This window comes from Ralstonia flatus (assembly GCF_958439105.1).
Lineage (GTDB): Bacteria > Pseudomonadota > Gammaproteobacteria > Burkholderiales > Burkholderiaceae > Ralstonia > Ralstonia flatus.
In genome coordinates this window covers 527,172-540,837 of sequence record NZ_CAUDLI010000004.1, presented here as the reverse complement: position 1 = coordinate 540,837, position 13,666 = coordinate 527,172, and the positions used below count along the sequence as shown (strand labels likewise).

Below are 13,666 nucleotides of genomic sequence, written 5' to 3'. Positions count from 1 at the left end.
GTCTCGGTCCTCGTTGTCGACACTGCCGCCGACGCTGCGGGGCACCGCCGGGGCGTGAGGAGCCGAACGATAAGCACCCTGGTGGGCCCGAGGACCGTAGCGATTGCAACCGTTTCGCCGTGCCGAAATACGGTTTGCGATGCCTGAAAGGCTCAGAACAACTTGCGATAAACCACGAAGCCCGACTTGTCCGCCAACGTGTCATACAACCGCATGGCAGTCGCGTTGGTTTCGTGCGTCTGCCAATAGACGCGTGGCAAGCCGTCGGCCTGCGCGCGACGGTACACCGCTTCGATCAAGGCCCGGCCCACGCCCTGCCCGCGTGCGGCCTGCGCCGTAAACAGATCCTGCAAATAGCAACTCATGCCGATTTGCGTGGTGCTGCGGTGGTAGAGGAAATGCACGATGCCGAGCAGCTCGCCGCCACGCTCGGCCACCAGCGCGTAGACGGGCTCCGCTTCGTCGAAGAAGCGCTGCCATGTCGTCTGCGTGACGATGTCGGGCAACGCTGTCTCGCCCGCACGGCCGTAGAAGGCGTTGTAGCCATCCCAGAGCGGTTTCCACGCGGCAAAGTCGTCTTGGCGGATGGGGCGGATGTGGAGGTCGGCAGGTGCTGGCATGGTGAGCTGGACGGGTGGCAACGCTCCGGCATTCTGCCAGCCGGCTCCTCCACGTGCAGCCGGCTTTCCTACATCCGCTTGACGTGCTGCCACGTACGGCGCGCGCGCGTGTGGGCCCAGACCCTAGGGATTTTCCGGAGACGGTTCTCGGCCAGTAGAAAGTTTGCCGAAAGCATCGCCCCTCTACAGTGCGCTCCATGGCCCGGTCACGACCCGGTATCGGGCAGTGCGCTCTCCACGCACATCGGCGTCAATACGATAAGGGTCGGGTGTTGTACCAGCCATATCGCCGGACTCTACGGGATGTCAGTCCGGCGTCCGTTTCCATCGGTCTTTCCTGCTGTCAACCTTGCGGCCCACCGTCCTCCCGGTGGGCTGTTTTCTTTTCAGGGCTGCAGCGGATTGGGTACCACGAGGCGCTGTGTCAGCCGCTGCACCACCGGCGCGGCAACCAGCACGATGGTGAAGGCAGCCGGCCAGGCGAGCACGAAGGCATGCGCCCAGCGGGCAAGAAAGTCGGGGCTGATACCGGCGTTGATCCAGCCGATCCAGCCCGTCATCAACAGCGACATCAGGCCCGACATCAGCCAGGCAAAAATGACGCGCAGACGTGTGGCAGTGGAAACAGGCGTCGACATGGCGGTTCTCCTTGCAAGCCATCAAATGTGATTGACGGTATGCTAGACAACCGCGTTTCAAGAAACTATAGACGTTTACTGAAACTTAAATTCCATAAATGGAATCATGCTCGACGATCTGGCCCTCTTTGTTTCCATCGTGGACCACGGCAGCCTGCAGGCCGCAGCGCGTCACGCCAACCTGCCGCCCGCCACGCTGACACGACGCCTGCAGAAGCTGGAGACCTCGCTGGGCTGCCAGCTTCTGCTGCGCAGCGCCCGCAGCCTGAAACCGACACCGGAGGGGCTGCTCTACTACGAGCAATGCCGCCCGCTGCTGACCGCGCTTGCGCAAACCACGGCCACGCTCGACGACGATCTCAACCAGGTCAAGGGCACCCTGCGCGTGCTCGCACCGCTGAACCTGTCGCGCGGGCTGCTGGCGCCTGCCTATGCGAGCTTCATGGCGACATGGCCGGAGATCCGGCTGGAGCTGTCGCTCAGCAACAGCAATGAAGACGTGTGGCGACATGGTGCCGATATGGCCATCCGCGTCGGCCAGCAAGACGACCCGAAGCTACGGCAACGGCGGCTCGGCGTGATCGGGATGGTGCTGGTGGGGTCGCCGGCGTACGTGGCCGCGCATGGCGCGCCGACCCATCCGCATGACCTGCAAGCGCATCGCTTGTTGGTGTCGTCGCCGCTCTCGACATGGCGCTTCACCTCACCCGACGGTGAGGAAACCATCGAACTGCAGCCCCATGGACGCTGCGACCTGAACGATATCGAACTGGGCGTGACGCTGGCTGAAACGGGCCTCGGCCTGCTGTACTGTCCGCACACGCTCTGCCACCAGGCGCTGGAGGCTGGCCGGCTGATACGCCTGCTGCCGGCATGGCGGACCCCGCAGCGGCCCATCTATGCGGTGTGGCCGCAGCAACAGCTGCCACGCAAGGTGCGGACGTTGCTGGAGCATCTGGCAGCCTTCACGGCAGCCACGCCGCTGCTGCAGGCCGAACCCGCCCCGAGTGCCTCAGGCACTGCTTGAAACGGGTAGAAACACGCGTTGCCGCATCAGCCGATCACCCCGTAGGCTGGAGACTCCCGCGCCCATTTCACTGGAGACCCGATGCACAGCAGCCACGTGGTGCGCTCCGGCGACCTTCGCCTGCATGCCCGCATGACCCTGCCCGCCGACGCGTCTGCGCGGCAGTGCCCCGCCATCGTGCTTGTGCATGGCTATCCGGACGACAGTTCGGTCTGGCACGGCGTGCGCGATACCCTGGCGCGCGACCGCCGCGTGCTCACCTTCGACGTGCGCGGTGCCGGCCTATCAGATGCGCCCGCAGACACCACCGGTTACCGTATCCCCCAATTTGTCGACGACCTTGCCGCCGTGGCCGACGCGCTGCTGCCGGGCGAGCGCTTTCATCTGGTCGGGCACGACTGGGGCTCCATCCACAGCTGGGAATCGGTGACGACCGATCGGCTGCGCGGGCGCATCGCGTCATACACGTCGATCTCGGGCCCGTGCCTGGACCACGTCGGCCACTGGATGCGCGCGCAGCTCAATGCCGGCACATGGACCGCCAAACGTGCAGTGTGGAAGCAGCGGCTGCAATCCTGGTATGTGGGGTATTTCCACTTGCCGCTGGTGCCGGAATGGTCGTGGCGGCTGTGGGTCGCGCGCGCTTGGCCGTGGTGGCTGCACAAAACGGAGGGCATCCGCATCGAAACCCAGCGACCGACCCTTGTGCGCGATGCCTGCAACGGCGTGCGAATGTACCGCGCAAATTTTCGCGACCGCCTCGCCCGCCCGCAGGCGCGTGCGCCGCATGCGCCCGTGCAGCTCATCGTGCCGACGCGCGATCGCTACGTCAGCCCCGCCGTGACGCGCGCTGTGGAGGCCTGGGTGTCGCATTACTGGCGCCACGAGGTCGACGCCGGCCACTGGCTGCCCCTGCGTCGCCCCGAGTGGGTGGCCGACTACATCCGCCGCTTCGCCGACTATGTCGAATCAGGGCAGGAGCCCCCGGAACTGCAGCAGGCCCGCGTGGCCGGCACGTGGGTGCCGGCCTGATCTTGTCAGCGCGTTACTTTCCGCCTTCGTCCAGCCAGCGCTGGTGATACTCCTCCAGCAAGCGCTGCAGCGTTGCACCGATGCGGATGTAGTCCGGCTCGTTCAGGTTGGCCAGCGACACGCGCACCGATGGGTTGAGTGCCCCAAAGCCATTGCCGGGCAGCAGCACTACGCCACTCTCCTTGGCCAGGCGGAATAGCACATCCGCCGGTTTGGTCTTGGTCTTGAACCACTGCACGAACGCCTCACCATAGGTCTTGCGGCCCACCACTTCGGCATCAAGGATGTTGTAGTAGGCGACGTCATTCTCGTCAGCCTCACACTCGATACCGATGGCTTGATACAGGGCAGCCTTGCGCCCGCGCACCAGGCGCTTGACCGCAGCCTTGTAGGCATTCGGCTGATCCATGAGCGCGTACAGCGAGAACAGCGCCATCTGCACCTGTTGCGGCGTCGACAGACCTGCCGTGTGGTTCAGCGCCACGGTTCGACTATCCGCAACCAGACGATCGATGAACTTGAGTTGGTCAGGCTCGGTCGTGATCGACGCATAGCGCTGGTGCAGGATCTTGCGCTTGTCTTCGGGCAGCGCGGCCAGCTTATCGTCCAGCACGTTCTTTTCATGCGTGGCGATGGTGCCCAGGCGCCAACCCGTCGCCCCGAAGTACTTGGAGTACGAATACACCAGGATCGTGTTGTACGGCGCCACCGCAAACAGCGAGACAAAGTCGTCCGCAAACGTGCCGTACACATCATCGGTCAGGATGATGAGATCGTTGCCGGCCTCGTGGCGCTCGTCCACGATGGCTTTGAGCTTCTTCAAGCCGTCTTTGGAAATCTTGACTGACGGCGGGTTGCTGGGGTTGACCAGGAAGAAAGCCTTCACGCTCGGATCGCGCAGCTTGTCGAGTTCTTCGTCGGTGTATTGCCAGCCGTTGAATGGGTCTGCATTCAGCTTGACCTCGACGAGCTGGAAGCTGTTGAGTTCCGGAATCTCGATGTACGGCGTGAAAATCGGCATGCCAAGCGCAATCTTGTCGCCGGCATTAAGCAGGAAGTTTTCCTTGAGCGTGCTGAACAGATACGTCATCGCCGCCGTACCGCCCTCGACGGCAAACAGATCAAACTGGCCGACAAACGGCGCACTGCCGATCATTTCCTGCTTCAGATAGCGCGCGGCAATCTGCTCGCTGATCTTCAGCATGCGGTCTGGCACCGGATAGTTGCAGCCGAGAATGCCGTTCACCATCTCCGCCAGAAAGTCTTCGGCGGAAAGGCCAAGTTGATCGCGTACGTACGACACCGCGTGATGCAGAAACTTCACGCCGGGCACATCTGCGTTGCGACGTGCAAAGCTCTCAAAGCGCGCCTCAAAGCCTTGCTTGGTCGGGATGCCGCCAATCCTCTCGGCCAGATAGGAAAACGAGCGTTCGGACTCCTCCAGTGCGAACAGGCCCAGTTGGAAGAAACCATGACGCGGCTCCAAAGCGAGGAAGTTCGGATTGCCGCGCCCGGCATTGAGCATGATGCGTTGCGAGTCGCTCTGCGCGAGCTGGATCAGCACGTCCTTTAGTTCAAACGGGCTCAGTTGCCCAAGGGCTTCCAGTTCCTTGGATTTTTGCGTCGGATTGGTGGTCATCGCAGATTCCCGTGGATGCAGCGTTGGCGAAGGAAAGCCCGCCACGCGGGTAGCAGGCTGAGGAGACGTTCAGGCGAAGGCGATCACAAGCGGACCGAGCAGGGTCAGCAGCACGTTCGCGAGCGCGTAGGTAATGGCAAAGGGGATGGTCGGCACACTGCTCTCGGCTTTCTCCAACACGCCGCCAAACGCGGGGTTGGCCGAACGGGCGCCAGACAGCGCACCCGCCAGCACCGCAACGTTGTCGTAGCGGAGCACATAACGGCCGAACAGGTAGGTCAGGATCAACGGCACCATCGTGACGATCACGCCGGCAATGAAGATCGACACGCCGCTCTTTTGCAGAGTCGCCCACGCCTGCGCGCCAGAACCCAGGCCCACGCAGGCGACAAAGGCGGCCAAGCCCATGTCCTTGAGGATTTGCGACGCTGCATTCGGCAACTGGCCGAAGGTGGGGTGCTTGCCGCGCAGCCAGCCAAACACGAGCCCGGAAAGTAGCGCCCCGCCCCCACTGCCCAGCGTCAGCGGTATGCCGCCCACCTTTGCCACCAGCGTACCGATCAGCAGACCGACCAGCACGCCCAGCCCGAGGTAGACGAAGTCCGTCTTGTCGCCCGGCAGCACGGGATAGCCGACTTCGGCGGCCGCGCGTTTGACATCGGAAGGTGCGCCATGCAGGGTGACGACATCACCGTGCAGCATGACCGTGCCGTCCAACAGCGGCACGGCTTTGCCCATGCGCGTGATGCGTGCGATGTAAACGCCGTGCTTCATGTCGCGTGTGGCCTGCGCCTTCAGCTCGCCCAACGTCTTGTGACTTGCGCCCTTGCGCGTGAACACGACATCGCGCACTTGCAGCGGCTGATCCATGTCGGAAGACACGGTGGACTCGTCGCCCAGCAGCGTCCAGGCCTTGGCAGCGGCTTCTCGACGGCCGATCAGCAGAACGCGATCGGCGCGCTGCAATTTCGACTTCGGCTCAATGGCGATTTCCTCGCCGTTGCGCAAGATGCGCTCGATGGTGATGCCGTCGCCCAGCGTGGTCTCGACTTCCTCCACGGTCTTGCCTGCGCCCGTGGTCACGTCATACACGCGTCCGACCAGTGCCGGCAGCGAGGCCACCTCGCCCTGCTCCAGCGGGCGCTTGCCTCCGGCCATTTCCAGCTCGGCCTTCTTGGCATCATCGCGCAGCTCACGGCCCATCAGGCGCGGCAGGATGTTCACGCACATGATGATGGCGCCCAGGCTGCCGAACACGTACGTCACTGCATAGCCGATGGCCACATTCGACTGCAGATGCGCCACCTCGTCGGCCGGCAGGCCCATGCGTGAGAGGGCATCGCCCGCGGTGCCAATCACTGCCGACTGTGTCATGCCGCCCGCTGCAATGCCGGCGGTCAAGCCCTTGTCGAAGCCGAACAGCTTGCCGCACACGAGAATGGTGACGAGGCCACTCACCGCCAGAAACACCGCCATGGCGATCTCGCGCAGTGTGCTGCGATTGAGGGAACTAAAGAATTGCGGCCCGCTTTCGTAGCCGACCGCGTAGATGAAGAGCGCGAACATGATGCTCTTCACACCGGAATCGATCGTTACGCCAAACTGGCTGATCAGCACCGCGGCGATCAGCGATCCGCCAACGCCGCCGATTTGAAATTTGCCGAAATTGATCTTGCCGACTGCATAGCCAATGGCAAGCGACAGAAAGAGCGCCGTCTCCGGCACGCTTTTGAACACGGTGTGAATCCAATCCATGGGCAGCGACTCTCCGGAAAGTCTTAAAGTTTTGTCTGGTTGAGCAGACAAACAGACATCGCGTAAGGCGCCACGCCATGTGGTGCGCAATACGCCCGTGGACGTTAGAAGCTACACATCGGTGATGTCAATTTCACAAAATTTAACTGCTACAGCACATATTCAATGCTTCGCATTAGAAGATTGCGCCCAACGCAAACGTTGACGCGCATGTAACGCACTGTAATCATCGTCCGCCACAACGCTGACGGCGCGCCATGACCTGGCGCCCGGACGGCTCGAGCCGCCGCTCCGCGCAAACCGCGTGGTCGGCCATCGGTACAAGAAACAGGGACAAGACGATGAAAAGCAAAGTCGTGGTGTACGGCCCGCTCTACGGGAAGTGGTACGCAATCCTGGTCAACGACGGTGTGGCCGCCGAATCGAACCAGTTTGGCTCGTACGAAGCCGCCATGGGCTTCGCCTCACGCCGTTATCCGGAGCTTGAGCAGGAGCGGCAGCCCTACGCGCGGGGCCGCGAGGAAAGCGAGAACGGAAGCGACAGCCGCGAAGCTGCGTCCATCTGAACGGGAACGCCACTGGGCGGCCTTTACGCCGCCCCTGCTGACCCAGGCGTTAGTGGCCCGCGCCGCAAAAGCGCCCGGCGATCCACTCGAACACGCTGCCTTCGCGCAGTGAGCGGCTTTGCGCTTCGTCGCCGTAGTGGATCTGGTAGAGCGGCTTGCCGGTGGCGTTGCGCGCGCGATAGAGCGTTTGCGCAATCACCGTATAGCTGTGTCGCGCGCAATCGAGCACGACCTGTTTGACCGACGAGCGGATGGGCTGCCCATCGGCAGTCTTGATCGTGAAGTCGGGCAGCACGTTGCGCAGCAGCCGGAAGTGCACGGTCGGCGAATTGGCATCCGCCGCGGCGCCGGGCTGCGGCTTGACCGATTGCCGGTCGATGTACGAAACGATGCCGTTGATGCTCTCGAACCGGCGCCACCGGGAATCGGCGCTGGCGGATTCGAGGGCGGGTGCCGCATCGCCCGAAACGGCTTGCGCGGCCCCCGTCGGCACAGCGGCCGACGCAGAAATGGTTTGTGCGGATACGGGCATCGCTGCCCACTGCGCAGCAACCAGAGCGGTCGCCGCGATGGCGCTTTGCCAGCGCCAGCCTCCTGTCTTCATGGGGTGTCTCGCCTTGCTGCAAAAAACTCAGCGGGCGATTCTACCGCGCTGGCGCAACCGCTTACGTCACATCTGGTCGACGGGCTCGGCAACGTCCACGCCGGCAAAACGCAGATACAGCGTGCGCAGCGCCTGCGTGAGCGGGCCCGGCTGGCCGCTGCCGATCTGCACGCCGTCGATGGACACCACCGGCATCACAAACGTCGACGCGCTCGTGTAGAACGCTTCAGCAGCTTGCTGAGCTTCGGCGACGGTAAAGGTGCGCTCCTCCAACGTCAGGCCATGTTCACGCGCCAGCGCCAGGATCGACACACGCGTGATGCCCGGCAGCACGGCGTTCGACAGCGGACGCGTGATCAGGCGCTTATCGGCGGTGATGATGAACGCGGTCGACGACGCGCCTTCGGTCACGCGGTCGCCGTCGGTCATCCAGGCTTCATGCGCGCCGGCGCGGGCGGCGATCTGCTTGGCCATCACCTGCGGCAGCAAGCCGACGCTCTTGATGTCGCAACGCTTCCAGCGCAGGTCGGGCACCGTCACCACGGTTGCGCCCTTCTTGGCCAGCGGGCTGTTGACGATGGACTTGACCTGCGTGAACGCCACGGCCGTCGGCGTGATGTCGGCTGGGATGCCGAAATCGCGCTCGGCCACGCCGCGCGTGACCTGCATGTAGACCACGCCCTCTTCCAGCCCGTTGCGCGCCACCAGCTCTTCGCACACACGCGTCCATTCGGCGGCGGTGTATGGGTTATCGATGCCGATCTCGGACAGCGAACGCGTCAGGCGGGCGAGGTGCGCGTCGTTGTCGACGAGCTTGCCGCGCGCCACGGCGGTCACTTCATAGATGCCATCGGCAAAGGTAAAGCCACGGTCCATGACAGAGACGGTGGCTTCGGCGGCCGGCACGTATTGGCCGTTCAGGAAGATGATTCGCGACATGCTGGGAGAGAGGATTCAAGTGTGGGCGGGACTGCCCTGCCAACGAATCTACAGGATACGTGCGCCATGCCGCGAATACCGATGTGTGGCCACGTTATGCGAAAACGGCATGATGCGCGAACCGCTCCGTTAAACTTTGCTGTTTTCGTCCGACCGCACACCCATGCCCGAATTCGCCATCCGCTCGATCCTTGCAGACGACCTGCCGGACATCCTGGCCGTGCAGCAGGCGTGTTACGGCGACGGATTTCTCGAACCGGGCGACGCGCTTGCCAGCCGCTGGGCGCGCAGTCCGGCCCTGTGCCTGGTTGCCTTGCGCGGCGGCGAGGTGGTCGGTTACCTGCTTTCGCATGCGTGGCATGCATGGACGCCGCCCAAATTGCACGTGCCGCTGCCCGTTGCCGATGCGGCCGATGTGCTCTGGTTCGTGCACGACATGGCCATCGCGCCTGCCGGCCGCGGCCAGCGTTTGGGCGAGCAGCTTTACGCCATGGCATTGGCCAGCGCCCATGCGCAGGGGCTGCGCCACTCTCGGCTGGTGGCGGTGCAAGGCGCGGATGTGTTCTGGCGGCGCCTGGGTTATCGGTCCGCCGAGGTGGATAGCGCCGCATCGGCAGCGCTGCGCGCCATTTACGGAACAGACGCGGAATTGATGGAGCGCGCGTGGCCGTGAGCGGCCATGGCGTCACGCCGTTACAATTTGCAACATCCGTATCGCTTCTGTAAGACTGCGCGCGCCCGGTTCCACTACAGTGCGGCGTCCTGAGGAATTCCCACATGCATAAGAACTTCGCGCTGTACGTGCTGGCAGCCGCTGCCGCACTGTCGTCGCAGGCGGCTCTGGCCCGCGTCAATGTCGACATTGGAATCGGCGTGCCGGTCGCGCCCGTTTATGTCGAACCCGCGCCGGTCTATGCACCGGCGCCGGTGTACGCCCCGCCCCCGCCGCCGGCCTACTACGCGCCGCCCGCCTATGTCGCGCCGCAGCCGGTCATCGTTGCACCGGGCTACTACGACGATGGGCGCGGCCGCGAATGGCAGGAACGCCAATGGCGCGAACAACGCTGGCGCGAGCGTGAATGGCGCCGGCATCATCGTCGCGATTACGACGATTGATCCTGCACCGGGCCGCGCTCAAGCGGCCTTCTTGGCCAGACCCAGGTAGGTTTCGATCACGCGCGGATTGACGGCCAATTCCTGCGCCGGGCCTTCGAGCGTCATGTCGCCCGTTTCCAGCACATAACCGTAGTCGGCCACCTGCAGGGCGGCACGCGCATTCTGTTCGATCAGCAGCGTTGCCACGCCGGTTTTGCGCAGGTCGCTGATGATGTGGAAGATCTCTTTGACGATGAGCGGCGCGAGGCCGAGGCTAGGCTCATCCAGCATCAGCAACTGCGGCTTGGCCATCAACGCGCGGCCCACGGCCAGCATCTGACGCTCGCCGCCGGACAGCGTGCCGGCTTCCTGCGCGCGGCGCTCTTTCAGACGCGGGAACAAGTCGTACACCACTTCCATCTGGTCGAGATAGTTGCGCTCGCCCGCGCGCTTGCGGCGGTACGCGCCGAGCACGAGGTTGTCTTCCACGCTCATGGTGGCAAACAGCTCACGCTTTTCCGGAACGAGGCACATGCCGCGTGCCACACGCTTTTCCACCGGCAGACCGCTCAGGTTGTGACCGAGATACGAGACCACGCCGCTGGCCGAACCGTTGGTCGGCAGCGCCCCCATGACGGCGCCGAGCATGGTCGATTTGCCCGCGCCGTTCGGGCCGATGACGGTCACGATCTGGCCCGCCTCGACCTTCAGGTTGGCGCCGTGCAGCGCTTCCACCTTGCCGTAGCGGACGTGCAGGTCCTTCACTTCCAGGATGACTGACATGCGCGTTCTCCTTATTCCACGCCGCCCAGGTAGGCTTCCAGCACCGCGGGGTTCTGCTGCACTTCCTGCGGCAGCCCTTCGGCAATCTTGGTGCCGAATTCCATGACGACCAGCCGATCGGTGAGGTTCATGACGAAGTCCATGTCGTGCTCGACCAGGAGCACGCTCATGCCTTCGGCCTTGAGCTTGGTGAGCAGCGCAGCCAGCGCCTGCTTTTCCTTGTAGCGCAGGCCGGCGGCCGGCTCATCGAGCAGCAGCAGCGCCGGGTCGCAACACAGCGCGCGGGCGATTTCCAGAATGCGCTGCTGGCCCAGCGCGAGGCTGCCGGCCTCCTGATACATGCAATCGGCCAGGCCCACGCGCTCCAGCTGGCGGCGTGCTTCAAACAGCAGCTTCTGCTCTTCGGCCTGGTTCATGCGCACAACGCTGGCGAGCACGCCGCCCTGCGCTGCAAAATCGCCGCGCAGATGGGCGCCGAGCGCCACGTTCTCCAGCACCGTCATGCCCGACAGCAATTGCACATGCTGGAAGGTGCGGCCGATACCGCGTTTGACGATCTCGCGCGAAGGCTTGCCGCTGATACGCTCGCCACGGTAGAGCACCTCGCCACGCGTGACAGGCAGCACCCCGGTCACCAGGTTGAAGGTGGTCGACTTGCCCGCGCCATTGGGGCCGATCAGGCCGATGATCTCGCCGGCCTTCACCTGGAAGCTGACGTCGTTCACGGCAACCAGGCCGCCGAACTCCTTGCGCGCGGCGCGCACGTCGAGGATCAGCTCACCGGCTTGCGGCTTCTCGCGCTGCTTCAGTGCCGGGGCGTCGTCGGGTGCATGGGCAGTGGGGGCCGATGGGAAAAGCTTGCGGATGAACGGCCAGACGCCATCACGCGCGTACTGGAGCAACAGCACCAGCAGCACGCCGAAGACGATGATCTCGAAGTTGCCGTTGGAGCCCAGCAGCTTCGGCAGGATGCTCTGCAGGCTGTCTTTCAGGATGGTCAGCAAACCCGCGCCAAGCACCGCGCCCCACACGTGGCCCACGCCGCCGACCACCGCCATGAACAGGTATTCGATGCCGTAGTTCAGACCGAACGGCGTGGGGTTCACCGCGCGCTGCAGATGCGCATAGAGAAAGCCCGAAATGCACGCCAGCACCGCCGCAAACACAAAGATCACCACCTTCATCCACGCGGTGTTCACCCCCATCGCCTCGGCCATCGTGCCGCCGCCCTTGAGCGCGCGGATGGCGCGGCCTGGGCGCGAATTCAGCAGGTTCTGCACCGCCAGCACCGCCACGACAACGACAGCCCAGATCAGGTAGAACATCTCGCGGCCGGTCTGCAGCGATTTACCCAGCACGTTCAGCACCGGAATGCCGTTCAGCCCGTCGTACTTGCCGAGGAATTCCAGGTTGCCGAAGAGGAAGAAGAGCGACAGGCCCCACGCAATCGTCGCCAGCGGCAGGTAATGCCCCGACATGCGCATCGTGATCAGGCCGATCACGTAGGCGCTGACCACGGTGATCACCAGCCCGGCCAGCAAGCCGATCCACGGCGAGACACCGTACTGCGTTGTCAGATAGGCGGTGCTGTATGCGCCGAGGCCAACGAACGCCGCTTGCCCGAACGACGTCAGCCCGCCCACCCCCGTGAGCAGCACCAGCCCCAGCGCCACGAGGCTATAGAGCCCGATGTAGTTCAGCAGCGTGATCCAGAACTCGGGCGTGGGCACGATCGGGAGCAACACCAGCACAACGACGAACAACGCGGTCAGCACGCGGTTGCGCGACAGCCAGCCGCGCTGCGCCGTGCCTTCGGAAGATTTGGTCAGCGTGTTCATCGGCTTATTCCTCTTCCTCGACATGCTTGGTGGTGAGCGATCGCCACAGCAGCACCGGAATGATCAGCGTGAACACGATCACTTCCTTGAACGCCGACGCCCAGAACGATGAATACGACTCCAGCAGTCCCACCAGCAGCGCGCCCAGTGCCGCCACCGGATAGCTCACGAGCCCGCCCACGATGGCGCCAACGAAGCCCTTCAGGCCGATCAGGAAACCGGACTCGTAGTAGACCGTGGTGAGCGGCGCAATCAGGATGCCGCAAAGGGCGCCCAACGCCGCCGCCAGCGTGAACGCCAGGCGCCCCGCTTGCGTGGTGCCGATGCCGACCAGCCGCGCACCGAGCCGGTTCACCGCCGTCGCGCGCAGCGCCTTGCCCGACACCGTGCGGCCAAAGTAGAAGTACAGCCCCGCGATCATCAGCACCGACACGCCCACCACCCACAGGCTCTGGCCCGACACGCTGAGCGCGCCCAGGTCAAAGCGCGCATCGGAAAACGCATCCGTGCGGGAGCCTTCCGCGCCGAACATCACGAGACCGAGGCCGACCATTGCAAAGTGCACGCCCACCGAAACGATCAGCAGCACCAGCGTGCTGGCTTCGGCCAACGGTTCATAGGCCAGGCGGTAGATCATCGGGCCCATGGGAATGACGATCAGCAGCGTCAACGCGACCTGCGCAATCATCGGCAGCGTCATCGGGGCGAGCATGCGGGCGGCGATGTACACGGCAACCGGAAAGACGAGGTATTTGCCCGCATAGATGGCGCCCGTGCGCAGCGCATGCAGGCGCAGTTCCGGTTGCAGCAACGTGCGCCCCATCTCGACGAGGAACGTCAGCACGCCCAGCGCGACCAGCATGCTGGCCGAGAGCGGCGCCTTGTTGGCCTGGATGGCCGCCAGCGTGAGCGCGCCATACGCGACGAATTCGCCCTGCGGGATGAAGATCACGCGCGTGACGGAAAACACCAGCACGAGCGCCAGCGCCAGCAGCGCGTAGATCGCGCCCGATGTCACGCCGTCTTGCGCCAGGATGGCGGCAATCGACAAGTCCATGAAGCTCCTCGTTCTTGTAGTCGTGGAGTTCGCACCGGATGTCGACCGGGCAAGGGGGCGCCACGAGTTACGA

At 64.0% G+C, this 13,666-nt stretch carries 14 protein-coding genes; 5 read left to right on the top strand and 9 right to left on the bottom strand.

The window, feature by feature from the left end; all coding sequences use genetic code 11:
• Window positions 1-152: 152 nt before the first annotated feature.
• Window positions 153-620 carry a GNAT family N-acetyltransferase gene (locus R2676_RS12650; protein WP_206271999.1) on the bottom strand — a complete coding sequence of 156 codons (468 nt, stop codon included), beginning with the start codon at window positions 618-620 and terminating at the stop codon, window positions 153-155.
• Window positions 621-1,006: 386 nt separating this feature from the next.
• Window positions 1,007-1,258 carry a DUF2798 domain-containing protein gene (locus R2676_RS12645; protein WP_206271998.1) on the bottom strand — a complete coding sequence of 84 codons (252 nt, stop codon included), beginning with the start codon at window positions 1,256-1,258 and terminating at the stop codon, window positions 1,007-1,009.
• Window positions 1,259-1,364: 106 nt separating this feature from the next.
• On the opposite strand from R2676_RS12645, the gene R2676_RS12640 reads away from it, so the two are divergent.
• Together R2676_RS12640 and R2676_RS12635 are read left to right on the top strand one after the other, a co-directional pair.
• Window positions 1,365-2,285 carry a LysR family transcriptional regulator gene (locus R2676_RS12640; RefSeq protein WP_206271997.1) on the top strand — a complete coding sequence of 307 codons (921 nt, stop codon included), beginning with the start codon at window positions 1,365-1,367 and terminating at the stop codon, window positions 2,283-2,285.
• A gap of 81 nt (window positions 2,286-2,366) precedes the next feature.
• Window positions 2,367-3,317, top strand: coding sequence for an alpha/beta fold hydrolase (locus R2676_RS12635; protein WP_206271996.1), 951 nt, complete (start codon window positions 2,367-2,369; stop codon window positions 3,315-3,317).
• A gap of 13 nt (window positions 3,318-3,330) precedes the next feature.
• Here the strand turns inward: R2676_RS12635 and R2676_RS12630 are convergent, their stop codons facing one another.
• Both R2676_RS12630 and aspT read right to left on the bottom strand, forming a co-directional pair.
• On the bottom strand, window positions 3,331-4,956 hold the full coding sequence (locus tag R2676_RS12630; protein ID WP_206271995.1) for a bifunctional aspartate transaminase/aspartate 4-decarboxylase: 1,626 nt from the start codon (window positions 4,954-4,956) through the stop codon (window positions 3,331-3,333).
• 69 nt (window positions 4,957-5,025) lie between these two features.
• Window positions 5,026-6,711, bottom strand: a complete 1,686-nt coding sequence (gene aspT, locus R2676_RS12625) for an aspartate-alanine antiporter (protein ID WP_316857117.1) — start codon at window positions 6,709-6,711, stop codon at window positions 5,026-5,028.
• 341 nt (window positions 6,712-7,052) lie between these two features.
• On the opposite strand from aspT, the gene R2676_RS12620 reads away from it, so the two are divergent.
• Window positions 7,053-7,277, top strand: coding sequence for a hypothetical protein (locus tag R2676_RS12620; protein WP_206271993.1), 225 nt, complete (start codon window positions 7,053-7,055; stop codon window positions 7,275-7,277).
• Window positions 7,278-7,326: 49 nt separating this feature from the next.
• Here the strand turns inward: R2676_RS12620 and R2676_RS12615 are convergent, their stop codons facing one another.
• Both R2676_RS12615 and R2676_RS12610 read right to left on the bottom strand, forming a co-directional pair.
• Window positions 7,327-7,881, bottom strand: coding sequence for a surface-adhesin E family protein (locus R2676_RS12615; RefSeq protein WP_045218400.1), 555 nt, complete (start codon window positions 7,879-7,881; stop codon window positions 7,327-7,329).
• A 66-nt stretch (window positions 7,882-7,947) separates the two neighbouring features.
• Window positions 7,948-8,820: a D-amino-acid transaminase gene (locus R2676_RS12610; RefSeq protein ID WP_206271992.1), complete on the bottom strand. Its 873-nt coding sequence runs from the start codon at window positions 8,818-8,820 to the stop codon at window positions 7,948-7,950.
• Window positions 8,821-8,983: 163 nt separating this feature from the next.
• On the opposite strand from R2676_RS12610, the gene R2676_RS12605 reads away from it, so the two are divergent.
• Window positions 8,984-9,493 carry a GNAT family N-acetyltransferase gene (locus R2676_RS12605; RefSeq protein ID WP_206271991.1) on the top strand — a complete coding sequence of 170 codons (510 nt, stop codon included), beginning with the start codon at window positions 8,984-8,986 and terminating at the stop codon, window positions 9,491-9,493.
• Window positions 9,494-9,597: 104 nt separating this feature from the next.
• On the top strand, window positions 9,598-9,936 hold the full coding sequence (locus R2676_RS12600) for a hypothetical protein (RefSeq protein ID WP_027680138.1): 339 nt from the start codon (window positions 9,598-9,600) through the stop codon (window positions 9,934-9,936).
• Window positions 9,937-9,954: 18 nt separating this feature from the next.
• Here the strand turns inward: R2676_RS12600 and R2676_RS12595 are convergent, their stop codons facing one another.
• The 3 genes from R2676_RS12595 to R2676_RS12585 are packed head-to-tail and all read right to left on the bottom strand — an operon-like array spanning window position 9,955 to window position 13,593.
• Window positions 9,955-10,698: an ABC transporter ATP-binding protein gene (locus R2676_RS12595; protein WP_206271990.1), complete on the bottom strand. Its 744-nt coding sequence runs from the start codon at window positions 10,696-10,698 to the stop codon at window positions 9,955-9,957.
• 11 nt (window positions 10,699-10,709) lie between these two features.
• Window positions 10,710-12,536, bottom strand: a complete 1,827-nt coding sequence (locus R2676_RS12590; protein ID WP_206271989.1) for a branched-chain amino acid ABC transporter ATP-binding protein/permease — start codon at window positions 12,534-12,536, stop codon at window positions 10,710-10,712.
• 4 nt (window positions 12,537-12,540) lie between these two features.
• Window positions 12,541-13,593 carry a branched-chain amino acid ABC transporter permease gene (locus R2676_RS12585; protein WP_206271988.1) on the bottom strand — a complete coding sequence of 351 codons (1,053 nt, stop codon included), beginning with the start codon at window positions 13,591-13,593 and terminating at the stop codon, window positions 12,541-12,543.
• Window positions 13,594-13,666: the final 73 nt, after the last annotated feature.

What these genes read in the sequence shown, in the direction of transcription:
- aspT (WP_316857117.1), bottom strand. Translation starts at nt 6,711, where the DNA reads ATGGATTGGATTCACACCGTGTTCAAAAGCGTGCCGGAGACGGCGCTC.
- R2676_RS12600 (WP_027680138.1), top strand. Translation starts at nt 9,598, where the DNA reads ATGCATAAGAACTTCGCGCTGTACGTGCTGGCAGCCGCTGCCGCACTG.
- R2676_RS12590 (WP_206271989.1), bottom strand. Translation starts at nt 12,536, where the DNA reads ATGAACACGCTGACCAAATCTTCCGAAGGCACGGCGCAGCGCGGCTGG.
- R2676_RS12585 (WP_206271988.1), bottom strand. Translation starts at nt 13,593, where the DNA reads ATGGACTTGTCGATTGCCGCCATCCTGGCGCAAGACGGCGTGACATCG.
- R2676_RS12645 (WP_206271998.1), bottom strand. Translation starts at nt 1,258, where the DNA reads ATGTCGACGCCTGTTTCCACTGCCACACGTCTGCGCGTCATTTTTGCC.
- R2676_RS12615 (WP_045218400.1), bottom strand. Translation starts at nt 7,881, where the DNA reads ATGAAGACAGGAGGCTGGCGCTGGCAAAGCGCCATCGCGGCGACCGCT.
- R2676_RS12635 (WP_206271996.1), top strand. Translation starts at nt 2,367, where the DNA reads ATGCACAGCAGCCACGTGGTGCGCTCCGGCGACCTTCGCCTGCATGCC.
- R2676_RS12640 (WP_206271997.1), top strand. Translation starts at nt 1,365, where the DNA reads ATGCTCGACGATCTGGCCCTCTTTGTTTCCATCGTGGACCACGGCAGC.
- R2676_RS12650 (WP_206271999.1), bottom strand. Translation starts at nt 620, where the DNA reads ATGCCAGCACCTGCCGACCTCCACATCCGCCCCATCCGCCAAGACGAC.
- R2676_RS12595 (WP_206271990.1), bottom strand. Translation starts at nt 10,698, where the DNA reads ATGTCAGTCATCCTGGAAGTGAAGGACCTGCACGTCCGCTACGGCAAG.
- R2676_RS12620 (WP_206271993.1), top strand. Translation starts at nt 7,053, where the DNA reads ATGAAAAGCAAAGTCGTGGTGTACGGCCCGCTCTACGGGAAGTGGTAC.
- R2676_RS12610 (WP_206271992.1), bottom strand. Translation starts at nt 8,820, where the DNA reads ATGTCGCGAATCATCTTCCTGAACGGCCAATACGTGCCGGCCGCCGAA.
- R2676_RS12630 (WP_206271995.1), bottom strand. Translation starts at nt 4,956, where the DNA reads ATGACCACCAATCCGACGCAAAAATCCAAGGAACTGGAAGCCCTTGGG.
- R2676_RS12605 (WP_206271991.1), top strand. Translation starts at nt 8,984, where the DNA reads ATGCCCGAATTCGCCATCCGCTCGATCCTTGCAGACGACCTGCCGGAC.